Source organism: Sporacetigenium sp. TC11 (genome assembly GCF_058146105.1).
Map to the genome: position 1 here is coordinate 108,206 of NZ_JBYVNY010000009.1, position 15,390 is coordinate 123,595.

Below are 15,390 nucleotides of genomic sequence, written 5' to 3' on the forward strand. Positions count from 1 at the left end.
TTACCCTAAACCTCACTTTTGTTCAATTTTTAAGATATTGTTCTGACCCTATCTTCTTCACTTACTATATTAGTAATTTTCACCCCAAAATGTTGGTCAACAACAACAACTTTTCCATAAGCTAATACCTTTTCATTTATAAGTACCTCTACATCTTGATTTGCTAATGCATCTAATTCTATTAATGACCCTTTTCCTAGCTCGAATATATCTTTTAAAGACATTTTCGTCCTACCAATTATGACCGTTATTTCTAGGTCAACACCTAGCACTCTTTCCATATTTTTGTTAGAATCTATTAAATCTTCTGTATCGCCTAAAAGCAGTCTTGCTTCTTCTTCAGATATAAGATTATTTTGATCATTATACATACTATATCTCCTTATTTATAGAATCGTTTATTAAAACCCTTCTTTTCGCATAACCAAATATGTCCTCTTCAAATCTAATAATTACCTAGATTGTAAATTATTTGCCATACCCCACATATCATCAGCAGTCTTAATTCCTCTAGAACTCAACTGATATGCCCTTTGAGTTGTTAGCATATCAACCATTTCTTCTTGCATATTTACATTAGATAACTCAACATACCCTTGATAAATAGATGAGTTTTTCGTAATAGCTAATTGGGCGTTTTGTGCTGTAGAAAATAAATTATCTCCTATAGATATAAGATCATTAGACCCCACTGGCTTATATAAATTAATTTGTCCCACCTTATCATTATCTATATATACTTCGCCTGACTTATTTACAATCATATTTTTTAAATTTACATTGTTATATCCATATCCTTGATTAAATTGTATATCCAAAATGTTTTGATTATTATCTACTATTTTACCAGAAGAGTCTATAATAAAGCTACTATTTCTAGTATAAGCATATTCTCCATTAGATCTTATAACTCTATAAAAACCTTCTCCATCTATAGCAATATCACTTTTTGTACTTGTTTCTCTTAGAGGCCCCTGTGTGTTATCTCTAACTAATGATGTCGTCTTTACTCCCGTACCTGTTATTGCATCTTCCGAATTAGTAGGATAAGATTGTCTATCTAGTGTTTGGCTTAATAAGTCTACAAACTGCAAATCAACTTTTTTATATCCATTTGTATTTATATTGGCTATATTATTAGATATTACATCCATTTTCTCTTGATTAGCCTTCATAGCGCTTTTACTATTGTTAAATATAGTATACATGTATCCTCCTCATTATCTTACCGCACCTATTTCATTAGCTATTTTTTGCAAAGTAGAATCTATAGTTTGTATTACCTTTTGATTAGCTTCATATTCTCTTACAAAGGTCATCATATTAGCCATTTCTGATGTAATATCTATATTAGATGTTTCTATAAATCCTTGCTTTATAAGAGCACTATCTGTAGGCCTTCCATTTTCGCCAGAATACATATTATCTCCTTGCTTTTTTAAATTACTGTAGTCATCAAAATCTACTATATTAAATGAATATTTATTTACTCCATCTACAGATATTACATTATTAGGGGATACGGCCATATTACCTTGCCCTACATTGATAGGTTCTATATTACCTGTATTTAAATTACTACCTAACACATAATGACCAGTGTTAGTAGTCAAATTTCCCTGATTATCTATTCTAAAACTTCCATCCCTAGTATAAGATATATTTCCTTCGGGACTTCTAACTGAAAAAAAGCCACTTCCTTGTATACCCATATCTGCCTTTTTATTGGTTTCTTTTAATACTCCTTGAGAAAAATCAGTAACTGTTTCATCTATTGAAACACCAAAACTTAAACCACCTAATTCTGTTTTGCCTGGAACTCCATTTTTATAATTGTCGTTGTTTTGTAATAACATTTCGTCAAAACTCTTTGATAGCAATTTTTCACTTTTATATCCATATGAATTTATGTTAGCTATGTTGTTAGTAGCTACACTTTGTTTTTGCTCTAATGTAATCATAGAAGAAACTGATGTATATAGCCCTCTTATCAAAATATATTCCCCCTTCTAGTCTAAAACTTTAATCTCACTTGGGTATTTCATTCCATATGACCTTGCCTTCATTTCTATTTCTGATTTGTTCATGGAGTTCCCACCCCATATTGTGATAACTATGGTTGCTATGAGTATGCCTATCCCTATTCCTAGTGTAAATTTTTTATCGGTAAGAATGTCTATGATATTTTGTAACATTTCTTTATTAATAGCAACTCACCTCTTCCTATATTAAGCTCGTTACAAATTTCATCGTCTTTATATCCTTCATTTATAAGTTGCTTTATTTTGTCTTCTTTTTTTGTTGTAATATCTACTATGTTATTTGATAATTCAATATCCTCTTCTTCTAGTTTGTAGTTTATTATATAGTCAAAATTAGATTTATTCTTTTCGTTAATTATTAATTTTATTGAAATAATTATAATAATAAATGATGTTAAAATTAATAAAAAATTTATCATGTTAATCACCTTTATCTAGATCAATATATTTTTTCATTATAGATCTTAAGTTTGTTATAGCCTTTTGATGAAGTTGGCAGACTCTTGACTCTGATAATCCCAATACTAACCCTATCTCTTTTAAATTTAATTCTTCATAGTAATATAGTGATAATATAAGTTTATCTCTTTCTTTCAATGTATCTATTGCCTTTGATAACGTATCTAGTTTTTCTTCTTTTTCTACTATATTTATAGGTATTATAGACTCACTGTCTTTTATTTTATCTACTAATCTCTCTTCATTATCATCACTAAATGGTATATCATCTAATGAGGTAACGCTTAATAAACTTATACTGTTTTGTATATCCATAATTTCTTTTAATGGTGAACTCATGTGTGCTGCTATTTCATTCCTTTTAGGTTCTCTCATTAAGGTATTCTGTAAATAATTCACTGTTTTATTGTATATATTTATCTTTGTTAAATTGTGTTTTGATACCGGCGAATGCCTTCTTATTTCATCTAATATATATGATTTTATTTTTATTGCTGCATAAGTTGAAAACTTAGCGCCCTTTGATTTATCAAATCTATCAATAGCATCTATAAGCCCCATATATCCGCAACTAACCAAATCATCATATTCTAAACCTTTATTTGGTACAAATAATTTATATGCAATATGTTTAACAAGAGGTATATTTTCTTGTATGATTTGTTCCTTATCAGCAAAAAGCACTTCTCTTCCCCCTCTTTACTTATGAAAATAAACCTAATACTTTTTTAAATAAAGTTTTAACTTCTGTTGTTTCGGTAACTTCACCCTTTGAAATGTTTTTTGCTATAGCCATTATACATTTAGAAATTTCAATATTCGGGTAAGCAGCAAAGAATGGAATCTGCTTTTTAACACAAGAACTTACCTTTTTATCATCTAATATATAGCCCCCAAATTCTAAATTCATATTTAGAAACTTATCAACAACGGATTTTATTCTCAAATATACAGAGTTGGCTTCTTTAGCACTAGTACATCTATTTATTACAATACTTGCCTTATCCTTTATATTAAGATTGTTTGTTGCCTTTAATAGACTATAGGCATCCGTTATAGATGTAGGCTCTGGTGTAGTTATTACAAAAAATTCATTACTACAAGATATAAAGGCCAATAAACTTTTATTTATACCTGCTCCTGTGTCAATTAATAAATAGTCTATATCTGTTATTTTATCAATTTCATTTAAAAATTTTTTTCTCTGATTTTCATTAAAGTCCTCTACATGGTTAAGGGCTGATCCTCCTGGTATAAGTTTTACACCATATTTTGTCTCTATTATTATGTCTTCTATATCTATATCATTGTATACTACATCGCATATAGTTTTATTGGTGGACTCCCCCATTAGTATATCTATATTTGACATACCTATATCTGCATCTAATATAGCTACTTTTTTATTTAATTTTGATAAACATATAGCTAAGTTAACAGTAAAGTTACTTTTTCCCACACCGCCTTTTCCAGATGCAATAGTTATAATTTTAGGACGTGACTTGCCTTCTGTATTTTGTATAGCTAATTTTCTAAGGTTTTCTGCCTGATCTATCATACTTCTTCAGCTCCTAAAATTAATTTTATTAATTTTTCTTTACTTGGTTTCAATATATCATCTGGAACACTTTGTCCAAGTGTTATATAACTCAATGGCTTACTAGCGTAATTTAATATGTTTAACAATGGTCCATATGTAGTTGTTTCATCTAATTTAGTTATTATTACATTGTTAAAGTTCAAAGTTTTGTATGAATTTATAATTGCTTCTATATCTCTATCCTTTGTAGTACAACTTACTACTAAATGTATGTTTTCTGTTTTTGCATTATCTATAAATGCCCTTAATTCTGAAATTTGCATAAGGTTTTTGCAACTTCTACCTGTTGTATCGATAAGTATTACATCACAGTCTTTAAATTCATCTATAGCAGACTCCATTTCTGTTGGGCTTATCACAGTTTTAAATGGTATATTCATTATTTCTGAATATATTTTTAGCTGCTCAACAGCTCCAATTCTATATGTGTCTATGGTTATTATACCGACCTTCTTTTTCTCTACAAAAGATAGGTTTCCAGCTATCTTAGCAATAGTTGTAGTTTTACCTACCCCTGTAGGCCCTACTAATATAACTTTACCTTCCATATTTATACTAGATATATTTATACTATTTTCTAATATAGTTATTAGATTTTTACTAGTATTATTGCTTACCTTATTCATTTCCTTAATATTTATAACTAAATTATCTATTGTTTTTTTATTTACATCTATATCTTCTAAGTTCTTTATTATCTTCTCTATATTTTTATCATCTTCTTTATTAGAAACCATATTATTTATTAAGATTTTAAGTTCATCTACTTCTTTTCTAATATCCCCGTTATCCTTTTTACTGTTGTCTACTGCAACTGTAACTTCTATAGACTTTTTACCCAAAAGGCCTTTTATCCCTGGTTTTCTTATATATTTTTTGTTTATAACTACTGTGTTGTCTCCCAATTCATGTTTCATAAGAAACATAGCTTCTTCTAACGTATCAGCAACATATTTCTTTATAAACATCTATATATTCACCACGCCTTCTGCCTTTATCTTAATATCATTAGGGATTTCGTTTAGAGATAATACTGTTAAGTTAGGAAATACCATCTCTATTAATTTTCTAAACGGAGCCCTTATTTTTGGAGATACTATAATTACTGGTATGTTTTGATTAAAATAAATATTTTGTACAACATCTTGTATGCTTCTAAATATTTTATTTGTAGTTTCAGGGTCTACAGCTGGATACGTTCCATTTACAGACCTTTGTAAATTATTAGCTACCAAATTCTCTACTTCTATATCCAAAGTGGCTACTACCATAGTTTTACTTTCATCCACTAAATTAGAGCATATAGTCCTACTTAGAGATATCCTTACATACTCTGTCAATAGTTCCAAATCTTTAGTATTTCGAGATTGATCTGCTAATGTCTCTAATATAGTCACTCTATCCTTTATACATATTTTTTCTCGCAATAAATTTTGAAGTACTTTTTGAACTTCACCTAAAGTCATTAAATCTGGGATAAGTTCATCTACTACAGCATTATACTTCTCTTTTACAGCATCTAGCATATTTTTAACTTCTTGTCTTCCCAACAATTCATAGGCATTAGATTTTATAATATCTAATAAGTGAGTGATCATTATTGTCGATGGATCTACAACTGTATACCCTCTTAATTCTGCCTCTTCAAGATTAAATTTATCTATCCATATAGCGTCAAGTCCAAAAGTAGGCTCTTTTGTTTGTATTCCATCAATGTCAAACCCTTGATTCATTGGATCCATACAAAGTACCATATTAGGCATAATCTCATATCCAGAAATTATATTTCCTTTAATTTTTATGTTATATTGATTAGGATTTAGTTGTAGATTATCTCTAATTCTAATAGGTTGAACTACAATTCCTATTTCTATTGCGCATTGTCTCCTAATTGATGCTATTCTTTGTAAAAGATCTCCTCCATTAGATTCATCTGCTAGAGGTATTAACCCGTATCCTATTTCTACTTCTATAGGCTCTATTTCTACTAAAGAAGATACATCCTCCACAGTATTACTTTCTATCTCTTCTATTTCACCTTCATTAGTAATTGATCTTTCTATTTCTTCTTTTGCATCCTTGTTTAATAGGTATCCGATTAGTAAACCACCAGCCCCCAAAACGAAAAACGCTAATTTAGGCAACCCTGGTATAAATCCTAACACCAGAAGTACTACACCTGTTATAGTTATAGCCTTAGGTATGGCTGTTAACTGTTTTCCAACTAAATCACCAAAGTTCTCTTCACTTGCAACTCTAGTTACCAATATACCTGCTGACGTTGATATTAATAGAGCTGGGATTTGGCTAACCAAGCCGTCGCCTATTGTAAGTCTAATATATGTTTGGATAGATTCTCCAAAGGTCATATCTAGCATCAAAACTCCAATTATTATTCCGCCTATTACATTTATTATGGTAACTATAATACCAGCTATGGCATCTCCCTTTACAAACTTTGATGCCCCATCCATAGATCCAAAGAAATCAGCTTCTTGTTGTAATTCTTTTCTTCTTTTCTGTGCTGCTTTTTCATTTATAATTCCTGCATTTAAATCTGCATCTATACTCATTTGCTTACCAGGCATAGCATCTAATGTAAATCTAGCAGTTACTTCAGATACTCTTCCTGAACCATTAGTTATAACCATAAACTGTACAATCATTATAATGAGGAATATTATTACTCCAACTACATAATTCCCACCTACAACAAAACTACCAAATGATTCTATAACTTCTCCTGCATATCCTTGACTTAATATAAGTCTAGTAGACGATATGTTAAGACCCAATCTAAACAAAGTAGTTACTAGCAATATTGTAGGGAATATGGATAACTCTAAAACTTCTTTCGTAAATAACGTCATAAGTAATATCAAAACTGATAAACTTATATTTAGAGCTAACAGGGCATCTAGAATAAATGTTGGCAGCGGTATTATAATCATAAGAACTATACCTACTACCCCTAGTGCTACAATTATATCCAGTTTACTTTTAAAGTCTAGTTTATTCATTACTCGACCTCACCTTTTATTTTGTTTTATATCTATTTTTTATCTTATAAATTGCTACAAGTATTTCAGCAACAGCTTGATACATTTCTTCTGGAATTTCTTGATCTATTTCTACCTTTTTGTAAATTAATCTTGCCAAAGGTTTATTTTCTATTATTGGTATATCATTTTCTTTTGCTATCTCTCTTATTTTTAGTGCCACATAATCAGCTCCCTTTGCTACAACCATTGGAGCTTTGCTTTTGCCCTGTTCATATTTAATAGCTATAGCTATATGAGTTGGGTTTGTAACTATTACAGTTGCATCTGGCACTTTTTGCATCATCCTCTGAGTTGCCAACTGTCTTTGTTTTTGTTTTATCTTTCCTTTTATTTGAGGGTCTCCCTCCATTTGTTTAAACTCTTCTTTAATTTCTTGTTTCGTCATTTTTAAATCTCTTTTATGTGTATATCTTTGATAAAAATAATCTAAAAGTGCTATAAATACTAAGGCTATAGATATTTTAGATAATATAGAATATAAAATATCTTTTACTGTATATATAAGTGTAGGAATATATACATTACTTAATTTTAAAATATCTATATACTTTTCTTTTATAAATCCATATCCTATATATCCTAGAATTACTATTATTAATATATTTTTTGCCAAGTTTCCCATGGTTTTCATAGAAAACATGTTTTTAAAACCATTTATTGGGTTTATCTTTGAAAAACTAGGCTTTATACCTTCTCCTGTAAATAAAAATCCTGTCTGGGCTAAATTTGATATTATACCTATAACTAAAAACATTGCTCCTATAGGTAAAAACAATTTAAAGAAAAATATAAGAGACTGTATCATTAATCCTTGTAATGTAATATAGCTGATATTCATTTTGAAGTCTAAATTTAAATAATTTATTAAAATAGCTTTAAAGTTATCTACCAAATAGGGCGATAATATCCCTATTGAAAGAGTAAAACCTACTAGCGTTAATGCAAGGGATACTTCTTTGCTTTTTGGAATATTTCCCTTTTTCCTGGCGTCTTTTTTCTTCTTTGGAGTTGCTTCTTCTGTTTTGTCATCTTTAGACAACATATAAAATAATGGTGCTGCTCCAAATGTTCCCTCATATATATTAGGTATGTTGTTAATAAGTTCAATAATTTCTTTCACCATAAATGGAAGAGCTATCATAAAAAAGGCTAATCCTACTAATATTTTTATTGGCATACCTACTATCATTACATTTAACTGGGGTACACTTCTTGATACGAGGCCCATAATAAATTCAACTATTATAAGCGCTAATACAATTGGAACTGCTATTTTAAATCCTGTAGTAATACAATATATAAATATATCAAGTATGTACCCAATATCATTGCTTATTATTGGCTGTCCTAATGGTATTGCCTCAAAGCTGTATCTTATTCCATTTATTAAAATGTGATGACCATTTAAATTTAAAAATATTACAATAGACATCCAATACATTATATTTGATATTAATGTTGATTGAGTTTGAGTACTTGGGTCATATATGTTTGCCATAGATAATCCTAATTGTTGGTCTATTAAGCTTCCTGCAAACTTAATACTTTCAAAACATATATTAGTTACATAGCCCAACATTAATCCTGTAAGAGTTTCACATATTCCATACAATAAAAATGTTCCTTTGTTATCGATTTGACTTATAGATTGTAAGTCAATAGTCTGAGATATAACTATAGATAGAAATAGAGAAAATGATATTTTAAATATTCTAGGGGTTTCTTTAGGGTAAAGTATATTTATAGCTGTAAAAAATGCTATAGTTCTTAAAAATACTAATATCAATTTATCAACCTATTTGGTTATAGTTGTTATCATATTTATCATTTCCATTGTGAAGGTACTTAGAGTGCTTAGCATCCAACTTCCCCCTACAATAACAACTATAGCTATTCCTATAAGTTTAGGAACAAAGGTAAGTGTTTGTTCTTGTATTTGGGTAGTTGCTTGAAATATACTTATAAGAAGCCCTATTACTAAAGATACTATGAGAACAGGTGCCGAAACTAAAAGTCCTGTATATATAGCATCCTTTACAATACTCATTATCATTATCTCGCTCATGTTATTTATCTCCTATCTTAAAAACTATTTATTAAGGATTTTATTATTAAACTCCATCCATCTACCATTATGAATAAAAGCAACTTAAAAGGTAGAGATATCATTGCTGGTGGTAACATGAACATTCCCATAGACATTAATATACTCGACACAACAAGATCAATTATTATAAATGGTATATATATTAAAAAGCCTATTTCAAAAGCAGTTTTTAGTTCACTTGTAGCAAATGCAGGAGCTACTACGTATAAAGGTACATTTTCTTTTGTTACTTTTTCTTTTTCTAATTGAGAGTTATCTATAAATAACTCTAAATCTTTTTGCCTTGTCTCTTTTAACAAAAATTCTTTTATTGGCTTTTCTGATTTACTTAAAAACTCTTCCATTTTTATTTCTTTATTTAAATATGGCTGTAGTGCATCATTATTTATTTGGTTAAGCACAGGAGTCATTATAAATATAGTCAATACTATTGATAATCCTACCAATACTTGGCTAGGTATTGATTGTTGAACTCCTAGTGCTGATTTCAAAAATGAAAATGTTATAATTATTCTTACAAAGCTCGTCATCATAAAAATAATCATAGGTAAAAACATTAAGGTAGTTAGAAATAAAAATAGTTGAACCAAATCTGTATATTGAGTAGTATCAGAAAGTAGATTGCTAAATATATCCATAATTTAATCTTCCTTCTTAGTGAGTTTTATTATCTTGTCTTTATACTTATCAAAGTATTGTTGAGCTTTAACATTATTTTGATTTATATTTTCTTCAATCTTTAATATATCTTCCTTTGTTAAATCTTCTATCTTATTTATATTTGATCCAGACGATGCTAAAACGCACCCTTTATCTCCTATTTTTACAACTAATAAGTTATTATTTTTGTTTATGTTTATTACTTCTAATACTCTCATATACTTGTTTGCTTGCCCTTGAATTAAAGTTCTTTGACTTAATTTTAAAGATATAGCTATTAAAATTATAACTATAGGAATAAATGCAATAACTTTAATAATATATAGTATCATTTCACTATTTTCCCTTCATGAATTACTGTACAATTAAGTTTACAAAGTAAATATCATATATGCCTTCATTATCTATCTTATTTTTCAAAATTCTCATTATATCTTTTTTTACATTTTCCATGTTATCAGCGGAAAAATCGTCAGCTTTTTTCGACATTAAATAGTTTATAATACTGTCTCTAATTTGTGGTACATAGTCATTTATATTTTCTATTTCTTTATCATATGATATTGCTATATTAGTTTTTATATATCTACTTTTTTCTTCATCTGATAACTTTACTAATATTTCATCTAGTTCTAAATTAACAGTTTCGGGTTTCTTCTCACTACTTAACTTAGGTATACTAGATCCACCCATCATTTTAGTCGCAACAATATAACTAACCCCTATTATAGTTGCCAAAAACAATACTATTACAACTATCTTGATAATATTACTACTCTTTTTATCTTTGTCTTGTTCTTTTTTTTCTTTAGCCATAATCTAAACCTCCTACTCAGTAGTTATAACTATATCTACTCTTCTATTTTTTGCTCTGTTTTCAGGCGTATTATTGTCTACTAAAGGTTTATATTCACCATATCCTGTAGCTGAAAACTGAGTAGGGCTCATTCCCTTTTGTTCAACAAAAAATCTAACTACACTTACTGCTCTTTGGGTTGATAATTCCCAGTTTGATCCATACTTAGATGATTTAATAGGAATGTTGTCAGTATGCCCTTCTATAACTATATGGCTTGGTATTTTAGTTAGAATACCTGCTAACTCCTGTAATACTGGTCTACTATCACTCTTTAATTCTCCACTTCCTAGATCAAAGAATATATTTTCATTTAATCCTAGAATTATACCTCTTTCATCTTCTCTTATCGTTAATGATTTTTCTAGATTTCCCTCATCTATAGTAGCTATTATTTCCTTTTTAATCTCTTCTGTTGTTTTATCCTGGTTTGATATATCCTCTATTATAGAAGGATCTTTATCTCCCGTTTTGTTACTTGTTCCTCCACCCATTACACCTTCTCCTGTTAACTGTCCCTGCATTGCACTAGCTATACCCTTTAGTTTTGCAGCATCAGTACTAGATATTGAATATAACAATACGAAGAATGTAAGTAATAAAGTTATTGTATCTGCGTATGTAGCAAGCCAAGCTTCTGAATTAGAATCTTCTTTACTTGCCCTTTTTTTACGTGGCATCCGCAGTCACCCCTTCGGTATCACTAGATAACACTTTATAATATTTCGCCTTCTCCTTAGGAGTTAAAAATGCTGTTAGCTTTTCTTCTATAATTTTTGTGCTTTCTCCAAACTGTAAGCTTAATATACCTTCTATCATCATTTCTCTAGCAGCTACTTCTTGTTCTGATTTTATTGATAAGTTAGATGCAATAGGAATACAAAATATATTAGCAAGTAATGATCCATAAAATGTAGTTATTAATGCTACTGCCATACCAGAAGCTATTTTTTCAGCACTTCCCATGTCTGCTAGCATTTGTACAAGTCCTATTAATGTTCCTATCATTCCAAATGCTGGTGCATATGCACCCCATAGCTTATATATTTTTGCTCCATTTTCATGTCTTCTTTCCATTTGTGATATATCAGACTCTAATATTTCCTTCAATATATCTTCTTGTATCCCATCAATTGCCATTTCAAGACCTTTTTTCAAAAATGAATCTTCTATTTGAGAAACTTTTTCTTCTATAGATAACAATCCTTCTTTTCTAGCTTTTCTAGATAATTCCTTAAACTGATCTATTAAATCAACTTTGGATATATTGTTAGTTTTAAATGCTGCTAATGTTATCCTTGGCAATTCTTTTATATCATCAGCAGAAAATGTTATTAAAACAGCAGCCAAAGACCCTCCTACTGTTATAAAAACAGATGGCAAATCCCATAAAACGGCTATTCCTGCACTTCCTAAACTGGCTCCATAAACAACCAATCCCACCGCTAAAATTAAGCCTACAGGAGTCATAATGTCTTGTTTTTTCATATACTTCCTCCCTATGTCTCCACTATAAATATCTTCTTTTTATAATTCATTACTTTGTCTACAACTTCATCTACAGATTCTTTTACAAGATACTTTTTACCATTTGTAAGTAGTATTTTTGTATCTGGTACAGCTTCTATTGTTTCTATTAGGTCAGAGTTTAAAATATAATTTTTGTTGCTTAAATCCGTTAACTCTATCATTTTATATACCTACTACCTTTTTAAGTTTATTATTTCTTGTAGTAGTTCATCACTTGTAGTTATCATCTTCCCTGCTGCTTGGAATGCTCTTGTTGTAACTATCATTTCTGTAAATTCCTCTGATAAATCTACATTAGACATTTCTACTGCCCCTTGGATTATAGATCCATTACCCTCAACTGGAATTCCCGAGTTAGCTGATGTAGAATATAAATTTCCAGCTAATGCCTCTAATCCTTCTGGATTTTGGAATGTATACACTTGTATTTTTGATAAGTTCTCCTTTGTTCCATCATCTAGTGAAATACTTACTTGTCCATCTTTTGAAATATTATATGCCACAACATTCTTGGCATTAGGATCTCCTTGCGGATATGCCTTTGGTATTTCTATTGGGTTATTATCTGAACTTAATAGTAGATATCCATCACCATTTGTTAAGTTACCATTAGTATCTAAACTGAAAGAACCATCTCTTGTATATACAACTTGTCCGTCTCTGCTTACAGGAAAGAAGCCATCTCCATCTATAGCTACATCCGACGGTCTACCTGTTGGTTGCAAAGAGCCTTGACTCATGCTTTTGTATATACCATTTACCTTGACACCTATTCCAACTTGCCCTGGATTAGTACCCCCTGATCCTTCTGATGGAGCACCTGCAAATATCATATTTTGATAAAGAGTATCTGAAAATCTTGTAGTAGATTTTTTGAATGAAGTAGTTCCTACGTTTGCTACGTTATTTCCTATAACATCCATTTTAGTTTGGTTTGCTTTCATTCCGCTTATTCCTGAGTACATTGACTTTAACATGTTTTTTCCCCCTATTATTTTATATTTCCTTCTATATCACTTTCACTTATTTTTAATAAAGTGTCATATCTAAAAGACTCTATTTTATCAGTTCCATCTAATTTAATATCCATGTAGACTACTCCATCTTTTATATGGGCACTTTTTACTATTCCTTTATAATTTTCTTTGTTCTCATCTACTTCTGATACCTCTACATGTTTTCCTATTAAAGCTGAAGAAGTACTCATAGCTGAGTTTATAAGAATTCCATTATTTAATTCTGAAAGATATTTAATACCATCGTTTAATGACATTGTCTGCTCTAACATAGAAAATTGAGATAGCTGAGTTACATACTGCGTTGGATCTTGAGGATTCATCGGGTCTTGAAATTTCATTTGAGCAACTAATAATTCTAAAAATAAGTCTTTATTATTTTCTTTACCTTTTTCAATCATTGGTGTTCCATTTTCGGTTTTGTCATAGGTAACTTTGGCTGATGTATTTATACTGGTCATATAACCACTCCTTATTTTAAGCTAATAAATTCAGGTTATCTTCTTTATTAATTTCTTTTATTTCTTCATCATCTATATTTAAATTTCTTTTATTATTTTTGTTGTTTTGGTCTTTTTGATTTTGATTACTAGAAAAATTCTTTTCAAAATTCTCATTTGTGTATGTATTTTCTATTTCCATATTAATAACTATATTTTTTATATTTATATTCGCATTTTCCAGATGCCCTTTTATGTCTGATATACTTTTATTCACCAAATCAAGAGCTTCTTTTGAGTGGACCGTTAATATAGCTTTCATCTCATTATTTTCTTTCAAAAGTTGTATATTCATTTGACCTAATTCTTTAGGCCTCAAATTTACAGTTAAATCCTGTATATTATTTAAATCCATGTACTTTATATTTTTTACAGTATCATAATATATGTTAGATTCCATCTTTTTATATGATATTTGCTCTGTAGGTGTTGAACTTATAGTATTATTAATTGTTTTATTGTTAGTATTAAAATTTGCTTTTCCAAGGTCATTATTGGCTATCTCTTTTAACATATCTAATTCTTTATTTGAAGTATCCTTCTTTACTTCTAGAATAGATTTGTTTATATTGAATATATCTACTTCATCTAATGATTTGTCTTCATTTGATGAGTAATTATATATTATTTTGTTTAACTCGCTTTTTAATTCTTTTACAGTATAATTGAATACATCTGTTTTATTATCTAGAGATTCACTATCTAAATCGTCTATACTTTTTATTAAGTGCGAAATTAAATTTACTTTTTCATCGGTGTTATTAGATTTATTCAAATTTTCAACAATCTCATTTATTGAATTATGCTTGTTATCTGATGAATTTTCATTATTGCATATTATTTGATTTAATAAGTTTAATGCTTTACTTATTTCTTCTTCATTTATAGGTTTATCATCTTTATTTGTTAAAATTACTTCTTCTTGATTATCAGCCTTATTTATAAAGATTGCTTCTTCTAAATCATTAGTTTTATTATCTAAGCTATTTAATATAAAATTATCAAAACTAATATTTGTTTTATTTGATAATGATTCAATATTTGTATTTCCTATAATATTATTTAAAAAATTAACATCTATATTGATTTGCATAATATCAATCCCCATCTAACTGACCTGTTGTTTTCTTGCAAAACTTATAATCGCAAATTCATCATTTATAATTTGTTCTTTCATATCTTCTTCTTTTAAAAATTCTTTGTGTTTTTGATCTTTTAATTTTTCTAATGATTTTCTATCTACTTGTTTATTTATAAGTTCAGATTTTAGGTTTTCTAGTTCTTCACAAGCCTTACTTAATTCTGATGAAATATCTCTTATCGTGTTGTTTAGTGCACCTAAGTAATTTATTGTTATTTTCTGATTTACTATATTTCCTGATATACCTTGTCTTGAGTATCTATCGTAATCACTTTTTAATGTTTTAAGCTGGTTTTCTATTTTTATTTTTCTTGATTGAATTTCAGAAAATTTAATCTTAACTTCTTCTTCATCTCTTACCCTTATATCCAATACTTTTTGAAGTCTAAATTTAAAATTTTTACTCATAAGTCATCC

Annotated in this window: 20 protein-coding genes; all 20 read right to left on the minus strand. The window is 29.0% G+C overall.

What is annotated here, in order from left to right:
• Positions 1-29: 29 nt before the first annotated feature.
• The 20 genes from ACUSRV_RS13045 to fliJ all read right to left on the minus strand — a co-directional run bounded on the left by ACUSRV_RS13045 (position 30) and on the right by fliJ (position 15,381).
• Positions 30-371, minus strand: coding sequence for a FliM/FliN family flagellar motor switch protein (locus ACUSRV_RS13045; protein WP_490142410.1), 342 nt, complete (start codon positions 369-371; stop codon positions 30-32).
• Between the two features lie 81 nt (positions 372-452).
• Positions 453-1,208 (minus strand): flagellar hook-basal body complex protein, encoded by a 756-nt coding sequence (locus tag ACUSRV_RS13050; protein ID WP_490142411.1) that lies wholly within the window; start codon positions 1,206-1,208, stop codon positions 453-455.
• Positions 1,209-1,220: 12 nt separating this feature from the next.
• Positions 1,221-1,994, minus strand: coding sequence for a flagellar hook-basal body complex protein (locus ACUSRV_RS13055; protein ID WP_490142412.1), 774 nt, complete (start codon positions 1,992-1,994; stop codon positions 1,221-1,223).
• Between the two features lie 182 nt (positions 1,995-2,176).
• Complete coding sequence (locus tag ACUSRV_RS13060; protein WP_490142413.1) at positions 2,177-2,461, minus strand: hypothetical protein; 285 nt, start codon at positions 2,459-2,461, stop codon at positions 2,177-2,179.
• 1 nt (position 2,462) lies between these two features.
• The gene (locus tag ACUSRV_RS13065; RefSeq protein ID WP_490142414.1) at positions 2,463-3,185 is read right to left on the minus strand and encodes a sigma-70 family RNA polymerase sigma factor; all 723 of its coding nucleotides are present in this window, start codon (positions 3,183-3,185) and stop codon (positions 2,463-2,465) included.
• Positions 3,186-3,204: 19 nt separating this feature from the next.
• Positions 3,205-4,059 carry a MinD/ParA family protein gene (locus tag ACUSRV_RS13070; protein ID WP_490142415.1) on the minus strand — a complete coding sequence of 285 codons (855 nt, stop codon included), beginning with the start codon at positions 4,057-4,059 and terminating at the stop codon, positions 3,205-3,207.
• A complete protein-coding gene (gene flhF / locus ACUSRV_RS13075) occupies positions 4,056-5,069 on the minus strand; it encodes a flagellar biosynthesis GTPase FlhF (RefSeq protein WP_490142416.1) in 1,014 nt (337 codons plus the stop codon). The genes ACUSRV_RS13070 and flhF overlap by 4 nt, the downstream gene beginning before the upstream one ends.
• The gene (flhA, locus tag ACUSRV_RS13080) at positions 5,070-7,121 is read right to left on the minus strand and encodes a flagellar biosynthesis protein FlhA (RefSeq protein ID WP_490142417.1); all 2,052 of its coding nucleotides are present in this window, start codon (positions 7,119-7,121) and stop codon (positions 5,070-5,072) included.
• A 16-nt stretch (positions 7,122-7,137) separates the two neighbouring features.
• Positions 7,138-8,949: a fused FliR family export protein/FlhB family type III secretion system protein gene (locus tag ACUSRV_RS13085; RefSeq protein ID WP_490142418.1), complete on the minus strand. Its 1,812-nt coding sequence runs from the start codon at positions 8,947-8,949 to the stop codon at positions 7,138-7,140.
• Between the two features lie 9 nt (positions 8,950-8,958).
• Entirely contained in the window at positions 8,959-9,228 is a 270-nt protein-coding gene (gene fliQ / locus ACUSRV_RS13090; RefSeq protein WP_490142419.1) for a flagellar biosynthesis protein FliQ, read from the minus strand.
• Positions 9,229-9,245: 17 nt separating this feature from the next.
• Positions 9,246-9,908 (minus strand): flagellar type III secretion system pore protein FliP, encoded by a 663-nt coding sequence (gene fliP, locus ACUSRV_RS13095; protein WP_490142420.1) that lies wholly within the window; start codon positions 9,906-9,908, stop codon positions 9,246-9,248.
• Between the two features lie 3 nt (positions 9,909-9,911).
• Positions 9,912-10,262: a flagellar biosynthetic protein FliO gene (locus ACUSRV_RS13100; protein WP_490142421.1), complete on the minus strand. Its 351-nt coding sequence runs from the start codon at positions 10,260-10,262 to the stop codon at positions 9,912-9,914.
• A 22-nt stretch (positions 10,263-10,284) separates the two neighbouring features.
• On the minus strand, positions 10,285-10,746 hold the full coding sequence (locus ACUSRV_RS13105) for a flagellar basal body-associated FliL family protein (RefSeq protein ID WP_490142422.1): 462 nt from the start codon (positions 10,744-10,746) through the stop codon (positions 10,285-10,287).
• A gap of 12 nt (positions 10,747-10,758) precedes the next feature.
• Positions 10,759-11,466, minus strand: a complete 708-nt coding sequence (locus ACUSRV_RS13110) for an OmpA family protein (protein ID WP_490142423.1) — start codon at positions 11,464-11,466, stop codon at positions 10,759-10,761.
• Complete coding sequence (locus ACUSRV_RS13115; protein ID WP_490142424.1) at positions 11,456-12,274, minus strand: motility protein A; 819 nt, start codon at positions 12,272-12,274, stop codon at positions 11,456-11,458. The genes ACUSRV_RS13110 and ACUSRV_RS13115 overlap by 11 nt, the downstream gene beginning before the upstream one ends.
• 11 nt (positions 12,275-12,285) lie before the next feature.
• Positions 12,286-12,477: a flagellar FlbD family protein gene (locus tag ACUSRV_RS13120; RefSeq protein WP_490142425.1), complete on the minus strand. Its 192-nt coding sequence runs from the start codon at positions 12,475-12,477 to the stop codon at positions 12,286-12,288.
• A gap of 12 nt (positions 12,478-12,489) precedes the next feature.
• Entirely contained in the window at positions 12,490-13,293 is an 804-nt protein-coding gene (gene flgF / locus ACUSRV_RS13125; RefSeq protein WP_490142426.1) for a flagellar basal-body rod protein FlgF, read from the minus strand.
• A 14-nt stretch (positions 13,294-13,307) separates the two neighbouring features.
• On the minus strand, positions 13,308-13,793 hold the full coding sequence (locus ACUSRV_RS13130) for a flagellar hook assembly protein FlgD (protein ID WP_490142427.1): 486 nt from the start codon (positions 13,791-13,793) through the stop codon (positions 13,308-13,310).
• A 16-nt stretch (positions 13,794-13,809) separates the two neighbouring features.
• Complete coding sequence (locus ACUSRV_RS13135) at positions 13,810-14,925, minus strand: flagellar hook-length control protein FliK (RefSeq protein ID WP_490142428.1); 1,116 nt, start codon at positions 14,923-14,925, stop codon at positions 13,810-13,812.
• A 15-nt stretch (positions 14,926-14,940) separates the two neighbouring features.
• Positions 14,941-15,381, minus strand: coding sequence for a flagellar export protein FliJ (gene fliJ / locus ACUSRV_RS13140; protein WP_490142429.1), 441 nt, complete (start codon positions 15,379-15,381; stop codon positions 14,941-14,943).
• Positions 15,382-15,390: the final 9 nt, after the last annotated feature.

Excerpts from the sequence above, each read along its gene's own strand:
- ACUSRV_RS13045 (WP_490142410.1), bottom strand. The coding sequence starts at position 371 with ATGTATAATGATCAAAATAATCTTATATCTGAAGAAGAAGCAAGACTG.
- ACUSRV_RS13050 (WP_490142411.1), bottom strand. The coding sequence starts at position 1,208 with ATGTATACTATATTTAACAATAGTAAAAGCGCTATGAAGGCTAATCAA.
- ACUSRV_RS13060 (WP_490142413.1), bottom strand. The coding sequence starts at position 2,461 with ATGATAAATTTTTTATTAATTTTAACATCATTTATTATTATAATTATT.
- ACUSRV_RS13070 (WP_490142415.1), bottom strand. The coding sequence starts at position 4,059 with ATGATAGATCAGGCAGAAAACCTTAGAAAATTAGCTATACAAAATACA.
- flhF (WP_490142416.1), bottom strand. The coding sequence starts at position 5,069 with ATGTTTATAAAGAAATATGTTGCTGATACGTTAGAAGAAGCTATGTTT.
- flhA (WP_490142417.1), bottom strand. The coding sequence starts at position 7,121 with ATGAATAAACTAGACTTTAAAAGTAAACTGGATATAATTGTAGCACTA.
- fliQ (WP_490142419.1), bottom strand. The coding sequence starts at position 9,228 with ATGAGCGAGATAATGATAATGAGTATTGTAAAGGATGCTATATATACA.
- fliP (WP_490142420.1), bottom strand. The coding sequence starts at position 9,908 with ATGGATATATTTAGCAATCTACTTTCTGATACTACTCAATATACAGAT.
- ACUSRV_RS13100 (WP_490142421.1), bottom strand. The coding sequence starts at position 10,262 with ATGATACTATATATTATTAAAGTTATTGCATTTATTCCTATAGTTATA.
- ACUSRV_RS13105 (WP_490142422.1), bottom strand. The coding sequence starts at position 10,746 with ATGGCTAAAGAAAAAAAAGAACAAGACAAAGATAAAAAGAGTAGTAAT.
- ACUSRV_RS13110 (WP_490142423.1), bottom strand. The coding sequence starts at position 11,466 with ATGCCACGTAAAAAAAGGGCAAGTAAAGAAGATTCTAATTCAGAAGCT.
- ACUSRV_RS13115 (WP_490142424.1), bottom strand. The coding sequence starts at position 12,274 with ATGAAAAAACAAGACATTATGACTCCTGTAGGCTTAATTTTAGCGGTG.
- ACUSRV_RS13120 (WP_490142425.1), bottom strand. The coding sequence starts at position 12,477 with ATGATAGAGTTAACGGATTTAAGCAACAAAAATTATATTTTAAACTCT.
- flgF (WP_490142426.1), bottom strand. The coding sequence starts at position 13,293 with ATGTTAAAGTCAATGTACTCAGGAATAAGCGGAATGAAAGCAAACCAA.
- ACUSRV_RS13130 (WP_490142427.1), bottom strand. The coding sequence starts at position 13,793 with ATGACCAGTATAAATACATCAGCCAAAGTTACCTATGACAAAACCGAA.
- ACUSRV_RS13135 (WP_490142428.1), bottom strand. The coding sequence starts at position 14,925 with ATGCAAATCAATATAGATGTTAATTTTTTAAATAATATTATAGGAAAT.
- fliJ (WP_490142429.1), bottom strand. The coding sequence starts at position 15,381 with ATGAGTAAAAATTTTAAATTTAGACTTCAAAAAGTATTGGATATAAGG.